The following is a 22,175-nucleotide window of genomic DNA, read 5'->3' as shown; positions in this document are numbered from 1 at the left end:
AATCAAACATATGGAATGCGGGTAGTATAGCTCACATCCTCGGCGGGCTTCACGTCCATCAACCTCAACCCTCGCCGCTCGTCGGCCTCAAAGTCAGGAGTATCAATATGCGCGCAATCGTCACCGGTGGCGCCAGCGGTCTGGGCGCCGCGACGGCTGCACGGCTGCGATCAGACGACGTTCACGTGATCACGGTCGATCGGACCGGAGACGCCGACGAGATGATCGACATCACCGACGGTGCCGCAGTGTCAGATCTCGCAGCACGAGTGGGCGCGGTCGACATCTTGATCAATTCAGCCGGCGTCGTCGGGCCGAATCTGCCGCTCCTGGAGACGACCGCCGACGATTGGCGGCGCACGCTCGAAGTGAACGTGCTCGGCACGGTTGCAATGATGCAAGCGTTCGCGCCCGGCATGATCGAGCGCGGCTGGGGGCGCATCGTGAATTTCGCCAGCATGGCGGGCAAAGACGGCAATCCCAACCTGAGCGTGTATTCCGCCAGCAAAGCGGCAGTCATCGCATTGACCAAGTCCGCGGGCAAGGAGCTGGCGACCACAGGCGTCATCGTCAACGCCATCGCTCCCGCCGTCATCGCGACTCCGATGAACGATGCAACGGCCCCTGACGTGCTCGCCCACATCACCAGCCTCATCCCGATGAAGCGCGTCGGCGAGGCCTCCGAGGTCGCGGAACTGGTCGCCTGGCTCGCATCCGACAAGGTTTCTTTCTCGACGGGCGCCGTCTACGACATCAGCGGCGGGCGGGCGACCTACTGAGCGGCCTCGTAGGGCGGCAGCTGACACACGAGGGAGACGATGTGCGCAGCGCGGAACTGCCCGCAGTCGGAGAAGACGTAACGCTCGCCGAGTTGCGCGATGGCGCCCAGCTCGCGGAGAAGCTCGCCGGGCAGGAACCATTCTGGACCCCCGAGGAAGCACACAGATATCACGGCCTGATAGTGGGAGCGATCTCCCAGCAGCGGAGATCGGCGCGGCCGGCAGGATCTCGAGCGCTACGGGGCCTCGCTCGTGTCTGGTCCGCGACAGTGACTGAGACACGCGGAGTCCGGCTCTGGAACGCCGCGACCGCTGAAGCCTTCGCTCATCCTCGGGGCGTCGGCGCCCCGTTCTTCAGCATCAACCCTCCGCCCTACCGGGCGTGGGGCCCGCGAGTGGTGATTCCCTCGGGCGGGGATCCGCACCTCACCGTCGCTTCGTTCGGTCACGACGGCGCCGGCGTGCAGGTCGCCTTCGCGGACCCAGAAGTGTGCCCGGGGTTCGGCTATCTGACCATTCGGCCCGTCGACGTGGCGCGCGGGATCAGCGTGGTCAACGCCCGGCGCGCCGCACTCGGATGGCTTCGCGGCACGACGAGACGGAGGCGGTGCTGGTGAACTCACCCGACGAACACTACGGATATCTTTTCGCGCACTTTCGTGCCGACGGAGCGACGGACGTGGAGAAGATTCACTTCTCCCTCAGCTCAGGAGACACCCCGCTGCGCTGGGACCCGCTCTGGGGCGGACGGCCGGTGCTGGAATCGCACATCGGCACCAGAGGTGTCCGCGATCCGGCGATCGCGCGCGGAAGCGACGGGTCGTTTCACATTCTCGCAACCGATCTGCGAACGTCGGCGGGTGACAGGAAGATCTGGGACGAGTCGCGCCGTCAGGGCAGTCGATCGTTGATCGGGTGGCAGTCGTCCGACCTCGTGTCGTGGACAGCTGCGCGGTCGATCGAGATCGCGCCTTCGAACGCCGGGATGGCGTGGGCACCTGAGGTCACCGTGGACCCCCAGACCGGCGACTTCGTCGTCTTCTGGTCGTCGAGGCTCTATGCGGCGGACGACCCGAGCCACGGGGCGGACTCCTACAGCAGGATCATGTACTCGCGCACGCGCGATTTCTCTTCTTTCACACCTGCCGAGGTAATGATCGACACCGGCGGACGAGACGTCATCGACACCGCTCTCATTCACGAGCACGGAAAGGTGTATCGCTTCACGAAAGATGAGGCGAGATCCGGCGGCTGGGGGATCTACCTCGAGAGAGGTTCGAGCCTGTTCGACGACGACTTCACTCTCATCACCACCAACATCGCCGGAGATCGCTTCCCCGGTGGCGTCGAGGCGCCGATCGTGATCCGTGCTCGAGGTGAAGAACGGTGGTTCCTGTTCCTCGACCAATATCAGGAGATGCCGCAAGGCTACTTTGCGATGGAGTGCACCGATCTCGACTCCGGCAAGTGGAGCTATGTGCCCCTCGACGAAGTCTCGATCCCGCCCTCGACCAAACACGGAACGATCCTGCCGCTTCTCAGGCACGAGTGGGACCGACTACGCACTCTCACCGAGTTGGATTGAAGATGGAGACGACCAAGGCCGCTAGCCGGCTGACGACGCAGGGACTGAAAGGGCTCGCCGAAGCACGCGACCGGCTGGCGAGTGTGAAGCGCTCGGAGGCCGACTTCATCGCTGAAGCCGAACAAATCCGGGAGGTCTTCGAGGCAGCGAAGAAGGCGCGCGGCAGATAGCCGACGTGTGCAACTGCCGCGGATCCCGCCCGTTGGCCGGTGCCCGTTGGCCGGTCGCGCATCGTGCCGCCACACCGGGTTGGACTTCGGGGCCGTAGACACTGAAGCACATGCGCGTTTGCCCTGCCCGCGCAATATGCACGGGCAGGTCCGCTAGTCGTGCGACACCAAACGCCTATCCCTTCGGCAACGAAGGGAGGTTCTCAGCTCGGTCGGCAGGTTCGGGCATGATCCACGACATCGCCCGCCTGTTGTGACCGATGATCTCCATCACCGAGGCGGGGGTCCACTACCCCTCCGTCTCCTCGTGGGCAGACCGTGGGCACACGCAGGGTCGCGGGCTTCGAGGCTGAGCAAAGCGCGCAATGCCGCTCCTAGAGAATGAGCAGTCAGCTCTGCAGCAGCCGCTCACGACCGAATCGATCCTCTGACCAGCACTTCAACCCCTGAGCCGTGCCCACATCTGAGACGGAACTACCCGGATCGAGAAGGATCAAAACCCCGGAATCACGCCTCAGAACGACGTCAAATCGGGCGAAAAATGGCGGAGACGGAGGGATTTGAAACACGCCGCCCGGCGTCGTTCTCAGTCTTCGTCAACCGCTAACCGCATGATTTCGCGGGTTTCAGGCGGTGCGAGCTTCCGCCTGAATCGCTCTCAATCCGCAGGAATCCACCCCGGCCGTGGGCAGCAGGTGGGCACGCGCGGTCCTTGTCGAACGACCACTACAGCGACGCCGCCGCTCGCGGATGCCGCGCGGGAGGACCCCACCTTAGCAGGGTGAAATCGACGTTCTGCGCCCCGGCCAGCTTGGTCGGCGTCCTTCCGCGGAATTCCGTGTGTCGGCGGCGCTCGAGAACTGAACACTTGCGGCGGCGAAAAGTGAACACTCAACGATTGGAGAGTGATCACTTTGGAGGACTGGGCACTGATCCGCAGGTTGGCTGCGGAGGGGGTTCCGAAGGCGCGGATCGCGAATACGCGTGCCGTCGTCCCGATCCCAGTGTTCAAACCATCCAACAGAGGAGAACAACCATGAATAACTCGAATGGCTCAGCCCGCGATGTACCCAATCGCTTGTTCGCAGCCTTCCACGCCGGCGACGTCGAAGCGGTCGACCTTCTGGTCTCGGCCGACCTCCTCGACCACAATCCGCCGCCCGGATCCGCCTCTGCTGTCGAGGGGATGAAGATGATGGTTGTCGCCATCCACGACGCGTTCACCAACGCCCATCACGACGTCGTCTACCAGGCCGTGACAGACGATGGATGGGTCGTTTCGCAGTGGCGCATCACCGGGACCCACACAGGTCCCTGGTTCGGAGTACCCCCCCACCGGCAAGGACGTCTCCATCTACGGAATCGACCTCGCGCGAGTGGTCGACGGACGGATCGTCGAGATCAGGCACGTCGAGGAACTCCTGCAGCTACAGATGCAGCTCGCGGGCTGACGGAGCGGACGGGTGCGCCGACCGGCCGGAGACGGCGTGGTCGGCGCGCCATGTCACCTACCCGCGCACGCCCCTCCCCGGACTGACCGGAGATCGTCAGAGGGCATCGACAAAGGCGGACTCAGGGTCATCGACCCACAGCCCCGTCACGTGGCCTTCGGGAAGCGGCGCGATCACTGGTGCTGTCGAGGTCATCGTGTACGGCTGGTTTGCCGCTGCGGCCTGATCGATGCCGAGCAGTGCCTCCAACACGTGGAACGCGAGTTCCTTGTTCGCGCGAGGTTGCCGGCCGGTGCGGATTGCCCAGGCCATCTCGGCGACCCCCGCGCCGCGGGTGTCCGCGGACATCCCGAAAGTCGACGGCACCACGATCGGCGTCGTCTGACCCTCGCGCTGCAGCGTCACATCTCCACCGAAGTCATCGGGGTTCGCGAGCGTCAGGATGCCTGATGTACCCATCATTTCGAAGCGCGGCCTTTGGTGGACTAGTGAGTCCGAGTTGAACAGCATTGTGCCGAGGGTCCCGCATTCGAACTCGACGACCCCGGCGGTGACGGTCTTCGCCGTGACCTCGTACTCCTCGCCGAAGTGAGGGAGCGCGGGCATAAAGTGCCGACGCTTGGGCTCGTTTGTCCGGCTGTATCCGAATACCGAACGGATCGGTCCGAGCATGTACACCAATGCCGTCAGGTGGTACACGGCGACATCGATTCCGATCCCGCCGACGCCTTGAGTGACGAAAGGAAGGAGCTCGCCGATCGCGCGGAAGTTGCGCGTCAGTGAGGAGTGCACCGACGTGACAGTCCCGAGCATCCCCCGATCGACCAGCTGCCTGGCATTCTGGATCGCGCTGCCCAGGAACGTGTCGGGCGATGAGCAGAGTTCCAGGCTGGAAGCATCCGCGAGCCTCACGAGTTCGCGGGCTTCATCGAGAGTCCCCGCGAGTACCTTCTCCGTGTACACATGTTTGCCGGACTCAAGAGCGCGCCGGATGATGGAGTAGTGCGCCTCAGGCGGGGTGAGGTTGACGATGATGTCGATGCCGGGGTCGGCGAGTAACTCATCGATCGTCTTCGCTTCGATCCCGTAGCGCTCAGCCGTCTCCTGCGCGCGTTCGAAGCGTCTCGAGGCGCAGGCGCTCACATTGAGGATGCTGAACCGCTCGGTCATGTTGCGGATGAAAGTGTCGGCAATCATCCCGACGCCGATCACCCCGACGTTCATCCGCTCAGGCCGACTCACAGATTTCTCGTTGGTGCTGGTCATACTGTCCTCGTTGTGTTGTGGGCTTTGCAGCGAACCTCGGGCTCAGGCTGGCCTCAGACCCTGGATGTCAGATCGTGGATGGGTAGTCCACGTAAGCGAATCGCGTCCCGTCCGGTGACCAGCTGTTGACGTTGATCGTGCCCTGTCCCCCCAACAGGTTCGCGACGATAGGCGCCTCGGCCCAGGCGTCGTCGCCGGCGGACAGGTCGACGAGCCGCAATGTGACGGCGAGATCCGCGGGGTGCCCCTGAGTGCCCGGGGGGTAACTGAGGTACACAGCCCGGGTTCCATCACGGTTCAGATGTGGGAACCAGTTGGCCCTCTCGTCGAAGGTCAACTGTGTGAGACCAGTGCCGTCGAGCCGCACCTTTGCGATCTGGGCATGACCGGCGCTCTCGGAGAACCGCTCCGTGTTGAGGTAGAGCCAGTCGCCCGCGGGGTTGTACTCCGGTCCATCGTCGGGCCCAACCCCCGTTGTGACGGCGGCATCGTCCGCGCCGTCCACGCCGACCGTGTGCACCGTCCCGCTGGGCGACTCATCCCTGAAATCGAGGGCTACGTATGCGAGCCGAGTGCCGTCGGGGCTGACCCCATGCAGGTAATGGAAAAGACCCGGGTCACCTCGAGTGACTCGACGAGCGTGTCCACCTTCCACGGGCGCGGCGTATATGTGCCCGTCGTTGCAGGACGCAAAGACGGTCAGGCTGTCAGGCGAGAGAACGTGGTCGTTGTTGTTCTCGGGCAACCCGTGGTGTGGGATTCTCGACGGTGCCGCCGACGCGTCCACCGGCAGACGCCAGAACACACCGTCGCCGTTGAGGATGAGCTGGCCGTCGAGTGTCCAGTTCGGCGCCTCCAGGAGTACCGTGGCATCCTCGTGAACGATCTGCGACTCCCCCGTTGCGGCGTCGAAGATGTGAACGCGACAGGTCTGTCCCGCCGAAAGCGTGCGTGCCCAGCTCATTCTTGCGCTCCCATCGGATCGAAGGAATTCGTCATCGTTGGTCCCGTCTAGATGCGTCGATCACCATGATTAATACGTCGCCCGGCCGCCGCTGATGTCGTAGACGGCGCCTGTGGAGAAGCTGACCTTGTCGGAGGTGAGCCAGGCGATGAGTTCGGCGACTTCGTCGGCGCGGCCGACGCGTTTCATGGGGATGAGGCTGGTGATGTGTGCGAGCACTTCCGGGGCGGTCTCGTCGTTCATCGGGGTGGCGATCACGGCGGGTGCGATGGCGTTCACGAGCACACCCGTCGTGGCGAGTTCTTTGCCCGCCGACTTGGTGAGCGCGATCACGGCTGCCTTCGACGCGGAGTAGATCGCGAGGTTCGGGTTGCCGTCCTTGCCCGCCATGCTCGCGATGTTGACGACGCGTCCCCATCCGCGCTCGACCATTCCCGGCACGAACGCGCGCATCATCGCGACCGTCCCGATGACGTTGACGTCCAGCACGCCACGCCACTGGGCAGTCGTCGTCGTCACGAGGGGCGTGTTCGGCCCCACGATCCCGGCAGAGTTGACGAGGACGTCGATCGCGCCGAGTTCGGCGGCCGCCGCGACGACGGCGTCTTCGTCCGTGATGTCGAGGACGACGTCGCAATCCCCGGCGATGTCGACCGTGACGACTTCGATCCCGTCTTGGCGAAGGCGGGTCGCGGTTGCGGCGCCGAGGCCGCTCGCTCCACCGGTGATGAGTGCACGGGTCATATGAGTTTCCTTCAGTGGATCAGATCGAGATGTGGAACTTGGGGCCGGGTCCGGCACCCTGCGGCCGATCGCCGGCGAGGATCGCAGGGAGTTCTTCGAGCCCGACGGTGGCGGCGATGAGGGGTCTCGGGTCGACGGAGCCGGACGCGTAGGCGTCGATCGTGCCGACCAGCCCCGGTGAGGCGCTGAGCACTCCAATGGCGGTGACGTCATTCAGCGCGAGGTCTCGCGTATCGATCAGGCTCGGGCTTCCGGCGAGACCGACGTAGACCACGCGCCTGCCGGGTTCGACGAGCTCAAGCGCCTTCGCGGGCAGGTGCTGGGCGTTGGATGCCTCGATGACCGCATCCCACGCGAGGTCGGGCAGGTCGTGCTCATTCCACACGCCGTCGAAGCCGAGCGAGCGCGCGAACGCAAGAGACCGTTCGCTGCGGCCCACGAGGTGCACTTCGGCGCCGGCCGCGCGGGCGAACGTCGCGCACAGCAGCCCGATCGTGCCGGGTCCGAGGATAAGGCACCGGTCCCCCGGGCTCAGGTTCGCCGCTTGCACCGAGCGGAACGCATTCCCTCCCGGCTCCACCATCGCGCCCATCGCGTCGTCGACGCTGTCGGGGAGTCGATGCAGCGAGGTCACCGGAGCGGCGACCTGCTCTGCAAGTGCGCCGGGCTTGCCGCCGCGGATTCCGAGCTCGAACCGGAACTCGCACACGTGCTGCAGGCCGCGCCCGCAGCGACGGCACTCCCCGCAGCCGAGCATCGTGTCGCCCGTGACCCGCTGACCGACCCATGATGGGTCGACATTCGCTCCCACGGCGGCCACGGTGCCCATCCACTCGTGACCGATCCGGATGGGATACTCGGCGAGACCGGCGCCGAGGTACTGCATCTCGCCTGTGTAGAACTCGATGTCGGTGCCGCAGATCCCCGCCCGCTGCACATCTACGACAACCTCCCCCGGTGCCGGCTGCGGTGCCAGGACATCCTGCACTTCGGCGCGATGAGCCCCCGTGATGACGAGGGCTCTCATCGGGGGCCGATCACGTTCTGGCGCTGTGTCCCGAGGCCGTCGATGCCGAGTGTCATGACGTCGCCGGCCTGCAGCCAGATCTGAGGGGTGAAGCCGAGGCCGACTCCGGGAGGAGTTCCGGTGTTGATGAGGTCACCGGGCTCGAGGACCATGAACTGGCTGATGTAGTGGACGATGAAGTACGGGTCGAAGATCATCGTCGAGGTGGTGCCGGTCTGCCGACGCACGCCGTTCACGTCGAGCCACATGCCGAGGTCCAGTACGTCCGGGACCTCGTCCTGCGTGACCAGCCACGGGCCGGCGGGATTGAAGGTCTCCGCGGACTTGCCTTTGAGCCACTGACCGCCGCGCTCCATCTGAAATGCGCGCTCGCTCACGTCGTTGACGAGCACCCAGCCTGCGATGCGGTCGCGGGCCTCTTCAACGCTGTCGAGGTAGCTGGTGCGCTTGCCGATCACGATGCCGAGTTCGACCTCCCAGTCGGGCTTGGTCGCGCCGCGCGGGATCCGCACGTCGTCGTTCGGGCCGACGAGCGTGTTCGGGGATTTGGTGAACAGGATGGGCTCGTCCGGCACGGCCTGGCCGGATTCGGCGGCGTGGTCGGCATAGTTGAGGCCGACGCAGACGATCTGATGCGGGCGGCCGATGGGCGAACCGATGCGCTGCCCGGCAAGCGGGAGGACGCTTCCGGATGCTGCGCGCCTGGCGACGACGGGCGCGATGCGGTTCAGCGCGTCCGAGCCGAAGAATGCTTCGTCGAAGTTGTCGACGACGTCCGACAGGTCGACGTAACTGTCGTCTCCGACAAGCGCGGCGGGCTTCTCGGCGCCGGATGCGCCGATACGCAGGAGCTTCATCGTTATCCTTCCAGGGTGGGTGTCTGGGCGCGGCTTCGTCCGGCCCAGAGGGGTTGTTGAACGCCCTTGGCGTTGAGCGCGATGGTGAACAGTCGGCCCGAGAGCGGGTGCTCCTCGAGCTGCTGGAGTGTGAGACCTTCCGTGGCGGTTGTGATCACGAGCGTGGTCAGCTCCGGTCCGGCGAAGACGGCGCACGAGGTATGCGGGGCGGGCACGTCGACCTTCGCGACGATCTCGCCATGCGGCGAGATGCGCAGGACGCATCCTTCGCCCCAGACCGCGACCCAGAGGTGGTCGTCGCGGTCGATCGTCATGCCGTCCGGGTAGCCGTGCGCCAGTCGGGTGAACAGACTGCGCTGCCCGCCGGTTCCGGTGGCGGTGTCATAGTCGCGGACGTAGATGCTCTGCGTCATCGTGTCGATGCTGAACAGGCGAAGGCCGTCTGCACTCCAGACGAGTCCGTTAGAGAGAGTGAGGTCGTCATCGAGCACCTCGACCGATTCGTCGCGGTCGACCCGGATCAGCAGTTCACCGCCCGGACCCTTCGTGCCGACGACGAATCGACCCCGCGGGTCCGGCTTGCCGTCGTTGAAACGTCGCTCGGACCCTTCGATGAGCGGTCCGCCCGAGCTGATCTCTCCGGCGACATCCCGGTAGTGGAGCCGGTGGGTGCCGGCCACGACGAGCTCGCCGGCAGCCGAGACGGCGACCGCCCCGGCAGTGTCGGGGAAGTCGTAGCGTTCCTCGGCTTCGACGGCTCCGCCGTGCACGAACCGGCCGGAATGGACCGCGCCGGCCATGATGTCGACCCACAGGATACGGCCGCGTACGGGATCCCAGATCGGTCCCTCACCGAGGAAGTACGAGGTGCCCGTGGCGACGCGGGCGGTGCCGAGCGTCGGGATGGACTCGTAACTGTTCATGCGGCGGCTCCCGGGATGTCGTCCGCGAGGGCGTCGAAGAGGCACCACGCGAGTGCTTCCACCCCGGAAGGGTTCACGCGATAGAGGCGCGCGGGGCGGAAACTCCCACGCACCTTCTGTGTGACATGGGTGATGGCGCCGAGCCGCTCGAGGATGTCGAGGTGACTCTGCATCCCATATCGGGTCCGGCCGACAGCGGACGCGATCTGCGAGATCGTGGCCGGTTGCGAACGAAGGAACTTCACGATCTCGATGCGAACGATCGGAACGCCGAGCGAAACAGCGACCGTGATCGGGTCTTCGAGCGACGTCTGTTCCGCAGACCGGGTGTCGATGCTGCTCACGGCATCGCCTCTCTCACGGCGTCGTCGAGTACCTGGAGGATGTGGCGGTATGGCTGGCCGGTGGCGCGGGTCATTCCCATCTCGCAAGTGCGGTTCAGGGACGCGTGAACGTCGGAGGCCGCCGCAGCGACGTTGTCGGACCCCGGCGCGGTGGCCGACGCGGTGAGTTCGGGATGCAGCATCCCTCTGTCTCCGGCGAAGGCGCAGCATCCCCAGTCCTCGGGGATGACGACGGTGTCGGCGGCCGCCGCAGCGACACGGCTCAGCGCGGGGTTGATGCCGAGGTGGGCCGACGAGCACGTGGGGTGCAGTGTGAGGGACGCGACCCTCTCCCCCGCGGGCAGGTGGGGAAGGACGTGCTCGTCGACGAAGGCGACGGCGTCGATGACGCGGATGTCGTGCTGGCCCGCGGCCTCGAGCAGGATCTCCAAGCCTTCGGTGCAGGAGGAGGCGTCGCACACGACGGGTAGGCGCCCGTTCTCGGTGGCCAGGACGAGGGAGGCGGCGACCTTCGCCTTCATGACGGCGTACCCGTCGGTAAGCCCCTTCGACTTCCAGGGCGTGCCGCAGCACAGCCCTGGCAGATCGTCCGGGGTGCGCAGGTTGACTCCGGCGCGTTCGCACAGCCGCAGGAACGACTCGGCGACGCCGTCCTGCCCGACCGGGCCGAACATCGTGGTCGTGCAGGACGAGAAGTAGACGGCGACCGCTTCAGGCTGCGCGAAGACCTTGCGCCGCTTCCCGCCGCCGGGGAGGTCCGCGGTGTACAGCGGCAGCGTGTCGGGGCCGAGGAGGCCGCGACCGATCTTCGTCGCGAGGTTCGGCAGTGCGACCGGCATCGCGTCGGCGAGCGACAGTGCGACGCCGCCGACGCTGCTGACGGCATCCCACTGCTTCGCCGCAGCCTTCCAGCCGGCCCGCATCACCGTCTTCTGGTTCTCGGCGCGCAGCCGGCGGACCAGGTCGCCGGTGTTGATCAGCACCGGGCACGCGGTCTGACACATGCCGTCCACGGCACAGGTCTGCACCCCGTCGTAGCCGTATTCCTTCTCGAGGATCTTGGCGAGCTTCTCGTCGCCGCGGTCACGTGCGCGCTGCAGCTCGCGGCGCATCACGATCCGCTCGCGTGGGGTCAGGGTCAGGTCGCGGGAGGGGCACACCGGCTCGCAGTAGCCGCATTCGACGCATCGGTCGACCTCGGCTTCGACGGTCGGGGCGGTCTTGAGGTTCTTGGTGTGTGCGAGCGGGTCGTCGGTGAGCAGCACGCCCGGGTTGAGCAGCATCCCCGGGTCGAGCAGCCGCTTGACCTCCCACATCACCTCGTAGAGCTCGTCGCCGTACTGTCGCCGTACGAACGGCGCCATGATGCGGCCGGTGCCGTGCTCAGCCTTCAGCGTGCCCCCGTGCGCGAGGACGAGGGACACCATCTCCTCGGTGAACGCCTGATAGCGCGCGAACTTGTCCGCATCGTCGAAGCGCTCGTTGATGAGGAAGTGGATGTTGCCGTCCTTCGCGTGCCCGAAGATCACCGACCCCTCGTACGCGTAAGTGTCGAACAGGCCGATCAGCTGTGTGCACGTCTCGTTGAGACGCTCCACCGGCACCGCGATGTCTTCGAGCAGCGCGGTCGTGCCCGACGGGCGCGCGCCGGCGACGGCGGCGAACAGGCCCTTCCGGATGTGCCACAGGTGCGCGCGGGTCGCGGCATCCGTCGTCAGCACCGCGGGTGTCACAAGTGGGAGCGCTGTGAGGAGACCGGATGCCGCGGCGACGCGCGCATCGAGCGACTCGAGGGTGTCTTCCTGGAACTCCACGAGCAGCGCGGCGTGGTCGACGACGACCAGTCCGGTCAGGTCAGCGGTCGCTTCGGGGTCCCGCTGCGCGACCCGCAGGGAGGCGGCATCCATCAGCTCGATGGTCGCGAACCCGGCTTCGACCAGCGCGGGGAGGGATGCTGTCGCGTCGGCGAGGCTTGCGAAGATCAGCAGACCCGTGGCGAGATGCGGCTTCACCGGGAGTGTGCGGAAGGTCGCCTCGGCGACAAACGCGAGTGTGCCCTCGGAGCCGATCACGAGGTGCTCGAGGATGTCGACCGGGTTCGTGTGATCGAGGAACGAGTTCAGGCCGTACCCCATCGTGTTCTTGATCGCGTGCAGCCTGCGCAGGGTGGCGACCGAGTCGGAGTTCTCCCGCACGCGGTCACGGAGGCGTTCCAGGCCGGCATAGATCTCGGGCTCGCGTTCGCGGAGGATCTCGGCGGCGTCCGGGGCTCCCGTGTCGAGCACCGTTCCAGAGGCGAGCACCAGGACGGCGGATTCGAGGGTCTGGTAGGTGTTCGCGTGCGTGCCGCACGACATCCCCGAGGAGTTGTTGGCGACGACCCCGCCGATCGTGCACGCGATCTCCGAGGCCGGGTCGGGCCCGAGCTTGGTGCCGTGCCGTGCGAGTCGCGCGTTGACGGCGCGCATGGTCGCACCGGGTTGGACGCGGGCGCGGCGGCCGTCGTCGAAAACGTCGATGCGGCGGAAGTTCTTCCGCGTGTCGATCAGGATGCCGTCGGTCCCGGCCTGGCCGGAGAGGCTCGTCCCACCCGAACGGAACGTCACCGGCAGGCCTCGGTCCCGCGCGGTCGCGAGCAGCCGGCCGACCTCCGCCGCATCACGGGCGGTCGCCACGGCCCGCGGCGTGAGCTGATAGTGCGAGGCGTCATGCGATCCGGCGAGACGATCCGTCGCGCGCGCGCCGATGGTGCTGCACGCCTCGCTGAGGGCGGCGAGCAGCCCGGCGTCGACCGGCGCGAGCGTGTCAGTGGGACTCACGCGACACCTTCGATCCGGATGCTCCGACGAGGAAGTCCAGGTCGGCGCCCTGGTCGGCCTGCAGAACATGGTCGATGTAGAGCCGCTCCCATCCGCGGCGCGGCCGCGCGAACGCGTCGACGGTCGCCTGATTCGGCGTGCGGGCGGCGAGCTCGTCGGCGGGAACGTCGAGGTCGAGGCGGCCGGCGCGGACGTCGAGGCTGATCCAGTCCCCTGTCTGCACGAGCGCGAGCGGCCCTCCCGCGGCGGCTTCGGGAGTGACGTGCAGGATGACGGTGCCGTACGCGGTGCCCGACATCCGTCCATCGCAGACACGGACGATGTCGCGCACGCCGCGCTCGAGCAGCTTCTTCGGCAGCGGCATGTTCGACACCTCCGGCATCCCCGGGTACCCCTTGGGCCCGCAGCCGCGCAGCACCATCACGGAGTTCTCGTCGATGTCGAGGTCGGGGTCGTCGATCCGGGCGTGGAAGTCCTCGATCGAGTCGAACACGACAGCCTGCCCGCGGTGCTGCAGCAGGTGCGGCGACGCCGCCGCCGGCTTGATGATGGCTCCGCCGGGCGCGAGCGAGCCGCGCAGCACCGAGATGCCCGCGGCGGGAAGCAGCGGGTTGTCTCGGGATGTGATCACCTCGGGGTCCCAGATGTGCGCGTCCTCCAGATAGTCCACGAACGGCCGGCCAGTGATGGTGAGCGCGTCGGGGTTGAGCAGGTCCCGTACCTCGCGCATGACGGCGAGGAACCCGCCTGCGCGGTACAGGTCGTCCATCAGGTAGCGGCCCGCGGGCTGCAGGTTCACCAGGAGCGGCACCTCCGCGCCGATCCGGTCGAAGTCATCGATGGTCAGGTCGATCCCGAGCCGGCCGGCGATCGCGAGCAGGTGCACGACGGCGTTCGTCGACCCGCCGATCGCCGCCAGCGCAACGATCGCGTTGTGGAAACTGCCCTTCGTCAGGAACGTCGACGGGCGCCGGTCGTCCGCGACCAGCTGCACCGCCAGCATCCCGGTCTGATGCGCCGCTTCGAGCAGCCGGGCATCGGGCGCGGGCGTGCCCGCGAGCCCGGGCACGATGGTGCCCATCGCCTCGGCGACGAGCGCCATCGTCGAGGCCGTGCCCATCGTGTTGCAGTGCCCCTTCGACCGGATCATCGACGACTCGCTCTTCAGGAACGCCGCCTCGCTCAGCGTCCCGGCACGCACCTCCTCCGACAGCCGCCACACGTCCGTGCCGCAGCCGAGCGCCTCGTTGCGGAAATGCCCCGTCAGCATCGGCCCGCCCGGCACCACGACGGCCGGGAGGTCGACGGATGCCGCGGCCATCAGCAGCGACGGGATCGTCTTGTCGCAGCCGCCGAGCAGCACGACCCCGTCGATCGGGTTCGCCCGGAGCATCTCCTCGGTCGCCATCGCGGCCATGTTGCGCCACAGCATCGCCGTCGGTCGCACCTGCGTCTCCCCCAGCGACACCACCGGCAGCTCCAGCGGGATGCCGCCGGCCTCGTAGATGCCGTTCTTCACCGACTGCGCTACCTCGTCCAAGTGACTGTTGCAGGGCGTGAGGTCGGACGCCGTGTTCGCAATCGCGATCTGCGGACGCCCCTCGAACGCGCTCCCGGGCACACCACGGCGCATCCACGCGCGATGGATGTACGCGTTCCGGTCATCACCCGAATACCACTCGGAACTTCTGAGATCAGGCACCATCGTCATCTCTTCCTGAAGCATCGGAATCCTGCCGTCGTGTGTGCTTTGCCGCAAACGGCTCTCGAGGGCGCATCCCGGCGGCCCAGTAGGTCTCATCGATCGTCCGCATCGTCCGGATGGCGGCCGTCGCGTCGGTGCGGTTGGCGCCGCCGTGTTCGACGGCGTCACGGAACGCCTCGAGTTGGTAGTCGTAGCTCGAGCGACGCTCGGTCTTCTCGCGGACACGGATGCCCGGACCGTCGATGATCAGCGCGCCGCCCTGTTGGGGATGGTATGGCCAGCGCACCCGCATTCGCGCGTGCTCGCCACGCACCTCGAGTTGAGCGGACAGCAGTCGCCGGGACCAGATCGAGCTGATCACGGTGACGGGGGTGCTGCCGTAGGTGAGCTGTGCGATCATCAGGCGGTCGATGTCGCCTCGCACGGCGGCGCGTGCCGAGTCGACGGTGGGGTCGGCTCCGAGGATGTCGCGCAGCATTCGGAGTGGATAGCAGCCGACGTCCATGAGCCCGCCGCCGCCGAGTGCGAAGTTCCATCGGATGTCGCGGCCTGGAGGGAGGGGGACGCAGAAGGTCGCGGTCGCGGATTGGATCGGTCCGAGCGTGCCTGTGGAAATGACGTCGGCGATGCGGGTGGTGAACGGGTGGTGCGTCGGGTGGTGCGCCTCCATCACGACGAGTCCGCTCGCGGCGGCCGCAGCCGCGACCTCTTCGGCCTCGGCTGCGTTGGCAGTGAAGGGCTTCTCGACGAGCACGTGCTTGCCGGCACTGAGGGCCGCTCGTGTCCAGGTGCCGTGAAGGGCAGCGGGAAGAGGGACGTATACCGCGTCGAGGGAGTCGTCGGCGAGGAGCTGCGCGTACGTGTCGTGCACGCGTGGGATGCCGTGTCGGTGGGCGGCGGCTCGTGCTCTCTCGGGTTCGCGAGCGGCAATGGCTGCGACGGTCACCCCCGGCACGCGGGATGCAGGAGCGATCAGGGCACCGTGGGTGATGCGGGCAGCACCGAGCACACCGATCCGCATCAGGCGCCCCTTCGTGCCGACAGCTGCATCTCGCGCGCCGTGAGTTGCACTTCCGCCGTGCCATGCCGCTGACTGCTGGCGCGCACGGTGATCCAGCCGGGAGTGCCATCGCTTCGCAGGATGGCGAGAGCACGGCCGTAGTGAGTGGAATGCTGTGTGGACGAGAACGACTCGGTCGTCGCGGGCGCAGCGCTGCCGAAGGCGGCGAGCGTCGCGGGTCCCTCGACTTCGACGGTGACGATGTCATCGTGAAGCATCTCCACCACTCCGTCTTCGTCGGCGATCTCTATATGGACGAACGCCAGTTCCTGGCGGTCAGCGCTCAGTCGGAACGTCTCGGGCGAGAGTTGCAGACGCGGATTCCGGGCGGTTCGCAGAACACTGCGCGAGACGGCGGCACCACGGCGGTATCCGATGGCAGTGATCTCGCCTGGCTCGTACGTCGTCCGGTAGCGGGTGACGTAGCGGGCCTTGGCTCCCGCTCGCTTGCGACCGAGGGACCGCCCGTTGATGAAGACTTCCACTTCGTCGTCGCCGGAGTAGATCTCCAGGTGGGCCTCGCGCCCCTCGGCACCCGCCCATGACCAGCTGCTCACCGCGTCGGTGCTCCGCCAGGCGGTGCGCCGAAGCCGTTCATCGGCTCGATCGAGTGGGCGCACAGTGATCGCCGGCTCAGCGAGCAGCCCCCATACGGCGCGACTGAGCAGCGCTTGCGCCCCGGCGATGCCGGTGATGTCTATCGCCCCTGGTCCTGCGGCCAGGTGCGGGTAGGGCTTGGAGAGCCCCGCGGTGAGCGAGTCCTCTCCGTACGCCCAGGTGCCGACGCCCGCTTCTCCGAGGTAGTCCCACGAGGTCCAGGCGAAGTCGCCGATCACGTTGGGCAGCTTCTCGACGATCGGCCACAGCCGTGCGATGTCTCCGGGGAGCGATTCAGAACCGACGATCACGCGTTCTGGGTGGCGTTTCGCGTCGCCCTTGTACCTCCCCCAGGCGTAGTTGTAGGAGGCGACATCCAGGGTCGCGATGACGTCCCGCGTGGCCTTGTCGGTGCCCGGGGCGCGAGCGACGAGCTGCATGATGCTGTTGAGCCGGTCGGCAAGGATGTTCGCGGCTGTGCTGGTCACAGCCGAGGGCCGCTTGTTCGGGGTTGCGGTGGGCGCCGGGGCGGCTGACGGCGCGCCACCCTTGCCGCCGGCGATGAGATTCAAGAGGAAGTTCACGGCCGCCGTGACGGGCCGATCCGGGTCGAGAGAGCGGACGAAGGCCCGCATCTCGCGCGCCGTCTCCACGCCCTTCGGCGTCCGGGTCTCGGTGTTCTCGTTGCCGATCGAGTACATGATGACCGAGGGATGGTTGCGATCCTTCGCCACCATGGCGCGCGCGTCATCCGGCCAGATCGCGTCGAAGCTCGGCGCGAGATCGAACTCGGTCTTCGGGTTGTACCAGACGTCGGTCAGCTCATCCAAGACGTACAGGCCCAGCTCGTCGCACGCGTCGAGCAGATCGCGGGACATCGAAGTGTGTGCGCTGCGGATGGCATTGAAGCCGTTTGCCTTCAGAATCCGGGCCCGGCGATACTCCGCCCCGCGGAAAGTAGCCGCCCCGAGCGGGCCGCTGTCGTGGTGGACGCACCCACCGCGAAGGATGGTGCTCTCGCCGTTGATCAGCAGGCCCCGATGTGGGTCCAGCTCGATAGTTCGGAGGCCGACCCGGAACTGCTGCTCATCGACGACGGCGCCGTCGACGACAAGGCCGACCACAGCGGTGTAGAGGTGCGGGGAGTGATCCGACCAGAGTCTTGGGGCGGGCACGTCGAGGGTGACGGTCGTTCGCGTGTGGGTGACGACAGCGCTCACTTGCGAGACGGTGACGCTGTCGTCGTCCAGACGGACCGTGACTTCGGCGCCCGCGGCGGCAGGTACGAGATCGATGATCACTTCGACGGTGGCAGGGTCGCCCAGAGCGACTGTGCGGAAGCCCACCCCGCCGTACGGCAGGTGGATGGCGGTGACGTCCTCGAGCCAGACTCTGCGATAGATGCCTGATCCGGAGTACCAGCGGCTGTTCGGCTGCGTGGAGTTGTCGACATCCACCTCGATCAGGTTGTCGGCGCCGGCGATCACTCGCTCGAGGGGGACGGTGAACTCGCGGTACCCGCTCACGTTGCGACCGACCTCTTCGCCGTTGAGTCGGATGGTGGCGTCGCCGTACACGCCCTCGAAGAAGAGGCGCCATTGCCGTTCGCCGGCGTCCGACGGTGCGGCCCACGTCTTGCTGTAGAGGTATGTCCCGCCGGGGAAGTATGCGCCGTGGGCGCCGGATGGAGCATCCGGCGTCCGTGTCTCGCCGATCATGGCGTCGTGCGGGAGGGTGACAGGAAGCGGCGGTTCCCCGCGCTTGGCGACGGTCCACCCGTCGGTGAAGAGGAGGGATGTCACTTCTTCACCGCCGGTGCGGGGTGGCGGGAAATGGCTGACACTGCACCCGGTGTGATGCCGTTCTCGTTGAACGCGTCGACGGCGACCCAGTACGCCTCGCCCGCGTTCAGGGAGCTGAGGTTCAAGGATGCTCGGTCGTGCACGAGCCAGCTGTGGTAGAGCTTCTCGGGGTGACGGCCGTACCGGACGTTGTACCCGTCCGCGCCCTCGACCGGTCGCCAGGAGAGCGCCGCAGTGAGTGGGTCGATGCGGGTGGCGGTGACGTCCGTCGTCGGGGCGGGAGTGGGCCCGGTGCCGAGGCCGAACACGCGGACACCGCTGAGTGCGAGCGGGGCGTTGAAGGGGGTCTTGTGCCCGGTGACGCGGACATAGCGGGCGGCGATGCCCTGCTCGACCACAGTCATCTTGTGCGGCGCGTCGACTCCGGTCCCCCGTCCGTCCCAGAGCGGGGTCCAGGTCTCGCCGTCGACAGACGATTCGAGCACGTACTCGGTGGGATGGTTGGTGGCGTCGATGAGTCGCTTGTGACCTTCCAGCGCCCGCAGTGCCGAGCGCGGGACTGCGGCGGTCCGGTGCAGGTCGTGGTCGGCGAGGTTGACCTGCACGGCATGCACAGAGAGGACGCCGCCGAGATCGACGGTGAGGTGCTCGCCGGGTTCGTTGGTGGCAGCGACCCACCAGTCGCGGACGCTCTCGTTGACGGCGAGGCGGGCTTCGTGGCCCGGGAGCGAGGAACTCGCGGCGACGGGTTTGCGGTAGGACAGCAGCATCCATCCGGCGAATGTCTCGTGCCATGGGTCGAAGGGGTGGTCCGGGACGATCATCGGATAGTCCGCGAAGTTCTGGTTGGAGAAGAGGGTGCCGTCGTCGTCGAACCCGGCGGGGAAGAGCCCGACGCGGCGCTCGTAGGTCTGGTTGACCGACACGCGCACGGTCGCGGTGTGCCACCAGTTGCCGTGCGTGTCCTGGAAGGTGCTGCCGTGGCCGGCCCCGGTGACGAAGCCACCCGGCTTGGCGGAGAACGGGCTGTCCGGCGCGTACGTGAACGGGCCGAGCGGGCCGGGGCCGGTGTAATAGCCGTCGGCGTAGGTGTTGAGTTCCGTCGCGGGGGCAGCGTACTGCAGATAGTAAGTGTCGCCGTGCTTGGTCATCCACGCGCCCTCGATCATCGGCTTGCCGCCGAAGATGACCTTGGAGAGCAGGCTGTTCTGCCTCGGGTCGTGGTCCTCGCCGTTGCGCTCCCAGCCGCGTGCCTCCGTGCTGCTCGCGATGAGCGCATCGGGTGTCCCGATCGGTTCGTACGTCGTGCGGTCGAGTTCGATCCCCTGGATCGGAACCCGCGCGTCGCATCCCCAATACAGGTAGATCCGGCCGTCGTCGTCCTGGAACAGGTTGGGATCCCAGAACGGGAAGGTGCCCGGGCTGATCTCGACGAAGTCGTCCGCGAGGGGGTCGGTTGTGCGGTAGAAGGGCGAGGGCTTGCCGCGGCGGGATGCCGAGATGATCAGCGCGCCGTCGACCTCTCGCACGTCGGGCGCGTAGTCGTAGGCCGGGAACTTCTCACTGCGCTTGAGGTGCCAGGTGACCAGATCATCCGAGTAGAAGAAGCCCGGTGTCATCGACGCGAACAGGAAGTAGGTCCCGCGAAACAGCACGATCGAAGGGTCCGCGGCTTCGCGGGACAGTGACCTCTTCCCCGTGAGGCTCCGCACGTGCGAGTACGCGTATGGCAGATCCAGCGGGTTGCAGACGATCCGGGATGCCGTCATCGCGGGCCTCCCCCAGCGTGGCGCGCGCTCGCCGAATCGGTCACCTCGAGCACGGTGGCGAGGTCAGCCGTCGAGCTGGAGCCCACCCAGATGTCGAGGGTGGTGGCGTCCTGGACGAAGCCGCCGGTCACCGCGCTCCAGTAGCGCAGCTGATCCGGGCCCAGCGCGAGACGCACGGTGCGGGTCTCACCGGCCGCGATGGTCACGCGCTCGAATGCCTTCAGCTCGCGAACGGGACGCGACGAGGTGCCGTATCGCTGGTGGATGTAGAGCTGGACGACCTCGTCGGCCTGTCGCGGCGAAGTGTTCGTCACGTCTACCGAGACCGCGACGGACTCGCCCACGTCGATCCTGTCGCGGTCGAGTGTCAGGTTCGAGTACCCGAAGGCAGCGTAAGAGAGCCCGTGTCCGAACGGATACAGAGGGGTGCTCTCCTCCTCCCAGTACCGAGCACCCTGATCCTGAGGGGCGAAGGTGCGATTGTGCGCGTACACCATGGGCAGCTGGCCGACGTGCCGGGGCCAGGTGAAAGGCAGTCGCCCCGCCGGGGAGGCGTCTCCCAGCAGTACGGATGCCACAGCGTCTCCGCCTCTGGTTCCCGGGTACCAGACCTGCAGGATCGCCGGGACGTTGGCGTCGGCCCATCGAAGATCGAGGGGCCGCCCCGACATCACGATCAGCACGACGGGCGTCCCGGTCTCGACGATCTGTCGCAGCTGCTCCTCCTGTGCACCTGGGAGGGTCAGGGTGGAGGTCGACGCGTTCTCGCCGATCTGGTTCTGCCGCTGTCCGACGACCACGATCGCGACATCCGCGGCGGCCGCGATCTCGACCGCGCTGCGGGTTTCTGCGGCGTCGTCGTAGTCCTCCGGCGTCGCGACGACCGTGGCATCCATCTGGTCGAACATCGACGGGAACATGCGACGCGGGATGCCGGCGCCCGGAGCGAAGTCGATTTTCGCCGTGTCGCCGAGCCGGGAGCGCAGCCCGTCGAGGATCGTCACGGTCTCGTCGGTGTCGTGGTCGAACACCCACGGGCCGAGTGTGTCGCGCTTGCTGTCGGCGAGTTGACCGATGACGGCGATAGAGGTGAGGCTGGCTGCTGACAGCGGCAGTGCCGCATCCTCGTTCTTCAGAAGGACGAAGGACGCCTCGGCCGCCGCCTGCGCCTGATCGCGACTGCTCGACGATGAGAGCACTTCAGCCGCGGCCCGCTCCTCTGCATACGGCGCCTCGAAAAGGCCGAGCCGGAACTTCGCCGTCAGCACTCGACGAACAGCTGCGTCGATCACCGCTTCGTCGACGAGTCCGTCGCGCACGGCCTGGGCGAGCCGCGAAAAGGCGGGGTCGAACATGCACATCTCCATGTCGACACCGGCGGAGACGGCGCGCACAGCGGCATCCGTGAGGTCTTTGGCGAAATGCTGCGTTTCGAGCGAGCGCACTGCGTTGTTGTCCGAAACCACGAACCCGTCGAAGCCGAGCTCGCCGCGCAGGACATCGGTGAGCAGACGGCGGTTGCCCGACGCCGGGACGCCGTTGTAGTCCATGTACGCGCTCATCACGTTGACCGCTCCGGCGTCGATCGCCGCCTGGAACGGCGGGAGGTAGACATTCCACAGCTCCGATTCCGAGACCTCGACATCGTCGTAGTCCCGGCCGCCCCGGTTCGCGCCGTAGCCGACGAAGTGCTTCGGTCCGGCCAGGATGCTGTCACGTCCGAGTTCCCCTTGGAAGCCTCGCACCTGAGCGGCGGCGACCGCAGCGCCCAGGACCGGATCCTCCCCCGCCCCTTCGATGATCCGGCCCCATCGGGCGTCGCGGGCGATATCGACCATGGGCGCGAACGTCCAATGGATGCCCACCGCACGTGCCTCGCGCGCCGCGGCGGACTGCGCCGCCTCGACGATCTGGGTCGACCACGTCGCAGCCAGCGCGAGCGGCACCGGGAAGATCGTCCGGATCCCGTGGATGACGTCGAAGCCGAAGATCAGCGGAATGCCGAGGCGGCTCTCCTCGACGGCGAGACGCTGCATCCGATTCGCTGTCGCCGGGTCCTTGACGAACAGGACCGACCCTGTCCCTCCCCCACGGATCGCGGCTTCCACGATCTTCGGCTGTTCGGCGTACGCGCGCTGCTCGGGCGGCAACGTTTCAAGGTCGAGGCCTTCCGGCACCTCGATGCCGAGGTGGAAGAACTGCGTCAGCTGACCGACCTTCTCCTCCAGCGTGAGACGTGAGAGAAGATCGGCGACTCGACCTTCAACAGGAAGATCTGCTCGGCGGAACGGCTCGGTCATGATGTCCTTCGAT

At 66.9% G+C, this 22,175-nt stretch carries 18 protein-coding genes and 1 pseudogene; 5 read left to right on the top strand and 14 right to left on the bottom strand.

All coding sequences use genetic code 11. The features are described 5' to 3' along the window. Positions 1-107: 107 nt before the first annotated feature. Positions 108-779 (top strand): SDR family NAD(P)-dependent oxidoreductase, encoded by a 672-nt coding sequence (locus Q9R33_RS18970; RefSeq protein WP_311294743.1) that lies wholly within the window; start codon positions 108-110, stop codon positions 777-779. Here the strand turns inward: Q9R33_RS18970 and Q9R33_RS18965 are convergent. Next, positions 773-952, bottom strand: a complete 180-nt coding sequence (locus tag Q9R33_RS18965) for a hypothetical protein (protein ID WP_311294742.1) — start codon at positions 950-952, stop codon at positions 773-775. The genes Q9R33_RS18970 and Q9R33_RS18965 overlap by 7 nt on opposite strands. Positions 953-1,392: 440 nt before the next feature. On the opposite strand from Q9R33_RS18965, the gene Q9R33_RS18960 reads away from it, so the two are divergent. The 4 genes and pseudogenes from Q9R33_RS18960 to Q9R33_RS20485 all read left to right on the top strand — a co-directional run bounded on the left by Q9R33_RS18960 (position 1,393) and on the right by Q9R33_RS20485 (position 3,985). Further along, positions 1,393-2,364, top strand: a complete 972-nt coding sequence (locus Q9R33_RS18960) for a glycoside hydrolase family 43 protein (protein ID WP_311294741.1) — start codon at positions 1,393-1,395, stop codon at positions 2,362-2,364. A 2-nt stretch (positions 2,365-2,366) separates the two neighbouring features. Next, positions 2,367-2,534 carry a hypothetical protein gene (locus tag Q9R33_RS18955; protein WP_311294740.1) on the top strand — a complete coding sequence of 56 codons (168 nt, stop codon included), beginning with the start codon at positions 2,367-2,369 and terminating at the stop codon, positions 2,532-2,534. 1,036 nt (positions 2,535-3,570) lie between these two features. After that, positions 3,571-3,813, top strand: a pseudogene (locus tag Q9R33_RS20490) (hypothetical protein); the annotation flags it as partial. After that, the gene (locus Q9R33_RS20485) at positions 3,800-3,985 is read left to right on the top strand and encodes an ester cyclase (protein ID WP_396654133.1); all 186 of its coding nucleotides are present in this window, start codon (positions 3,800-3,802) and stop codon (positions 3,983-3,985) included. The pseudogene Q9R33_RS20490 and the gene Q9R33_RS20485, both read left to right, overlap by 14 nt. 96 nt (positions 3,986-4,081) lie before the next feature. On the opposite strand, the gene Q9R33_RS18945 is transcribed toward Q9R33_RS20485, so the two are convergent. The 13 genes from Q9R33_RS18945 to Q9R33_RS18885 form a co-directional block, all read right to left on the bottom strand. Beyond that, positions 4,082-5,251: a Gfo/Idh/MocA family oxidoreductase gene (locus Q9R33_RS18945; RefSeq protein ID WP_311294738.1), complete on the bottom strand. Its 1,170-nt coding sequence runs from the start codon at positions 5,249-5,251 to the stop codon at positions 4,082-4,084. A 67-nt stretch (positions 5,252-5,318) separates the two neighbouring features. Further along, on the bottom strand, positions 5,319-6,215 hold the full coding sequence (locus Q9R33_RS18940) for a hypothetical protein (RefSeq protein ID WP_311294737.1): 897 nt from the start codon (positions 6,213-6,215) through the stop codon (positions 5,319-5,321). Positions 6,216-6,284: 69 nt separating this feature from the next. Further along, positions 6,285-6,959 carry an SDR family NAD(P)-dependent oxidoreductase gene (locus tag Q9R33_RS18935; RefSeq protein ID WP_311294736.1) on the bottom strand — a complete coding sequence of 225 codons (675 nt, stop codon included), beginning with the start codon at positions 6,957-6,959 and terminating at the stop codon, positions 6,285-6,287. Positions 6,960-6,978: 19 nt separating this feature from the next. Then, positions 6,979-7,986 carry an alcohol dehydrogenase catalytic domain-containing protein gene (locus Q9R33_RS18930; RefSeq protein WP_311294735.1) on the bottom strand — a complete coding sequence of 336 codons (1,008 nt, stop codon included), beginning with the start codon at positions 7,984-7,986 and terminating at the stop codon, positions 6,979-6,981. Beyond that, positions 7,983-8,843: a fumarylacetoacetate hydrolase family protein gene (locus tag Q9R33_RS18925; protein ID WP_311294734.1), complete on the bottom strand. Its 861-nt coding sequence runs from the start codon at positions 8,841-8,843 to the stop codon at positions 7,983-7,985. The genes Q9R33_RS18930 and Q9R33_RS18925 overlap by 4 nt, the downstream gene beginning before the upstream one ends. 2 nt (positions 8,844-8,845) lie before the next feature. Further along, positions 8,846-9,766: an SMP-30/gluconolactonase/LRE family protein gene (locus tag Q9R33_RS18920; protein WP_311294733.1), complete on the bottom strand. Its 921-nt coding sequence runs from the start codon at positions 9,764-9,766 to the stop codon at positions 8,846-8,848. Next, positions 9,763-10,110 carry a winged helix-turn-helix domain-containing protein gene (locus Q9R33_RS18915; RefSeq protein WP_311294732.1) on the bottom strand — a complete coding sequence of 116 codons (348 nt, stop codon included), beginning with the start codon at positions 10,108-10,110 and terminating at the stop codon, positions 9,763-9,765. Before Q9R33_RS18915 ends, Q9R33_RS18920 begins: the two co-directional genes overlap by 4 nt. Further along, positions 10,107-12,929, bottom strand: coding sequence for an FAD-binding and (Fe-S)-binding domain-containing protein (locus Q9R33_RS18910; protein ID WP_311294731.1), 2,823 nt, complete (start codon positions 12,927-12,929; stop codon positions 10,107-10,109). Before Q9R33_RS18910 ends, Q9R33_RS18915 begins: the two co-directional genes overlap by 4 nt. Then, positions 12,916-14,634, bottom strand: coding sequence for an IlvD/Edd family dehydratase (locus Q9R33_RS18905; protein WP_311294767.1), 1,719 nt, complete (start codon positions 14,632-14,634; stop codon positions 12,916-12,918). Before Q9R33_RS18905 ends, Q9R33_RS18910 begins: the two co-directional genes overlap by 14 nt. Next, a complete protein-coding gene (locus Q9R33_RS18900; RefSeq protein WP_311294730.1) occupies positions 14,624-15,655 on the bottom strand; it encodes a Gfo/Idh/MocA family oxidoreductase in 1,032 nt (343 codons plus the stop codon). Before Q9R33_RS18900 ends, Q9R33_RS18905 begins: the two co-directional genes overlap by 11 nt. Continuing rightward, on the bottom strand, positions 15,655-18,093 hold the full coding sequence (locus Q9R33_RS18895; protein WP_311294729.1) for a glycoside hydrolase family 2 TIM barrel-domain containing protein: 2,439 nt from the start codon (positions 18,091-18,093) through the stop codon (positions 15,655-15,657). Before Q9R33_RS18895 ends, Q9R33_RS18900 begins: the two co-directional genes overlap by 1 nt. Next, positions 18,090-19,862, bottom strand: coding sequence for a family 43 glycosylhydrolase (locus Q9R33_RS18890; protein WP_311294728.1), 1,773 nt, complete (start codon positions 19,860-19,862; stop codon positions 18,090-18,092). The genes Q9R33_RS18895 and Q9R33_RS18890 overlap by 4 nt, the downstream gene beginning before the upstream one ends. Next, positions 19,859-22,162: a glycoside hydrolase family 3 N-terminal domain-containing protein gene (locus Q9R33_RS18885; RefSeq protein WP_311294727.1), complete on the bottom strand. Its 2,304-nt coding sequence runs from the start codon at positions 22,160-22,162 to the stop codon at positions 19,859-19,861. Before Q9R33_RS18885 ends, Q9R33_RS18890 begins: the two co-directional genes overlap by 4 nt. Positions 22,163-22,175 lie beyond the last annotated feature (13 nt).

This window comes from Microbacterium sp. PRC9, assembly GCF_031844125.1.
Lineage (GTDB): Bacteria > Actinomycetota > Actinomycetes > Actinomycetales > Microbacteriaceae > Microbacterium.
The sequence above is the reverse complement of the archived record's forward strand: the minus strand, read 5'-3'. Positions and strand labels throughout refer to the sequence as shown.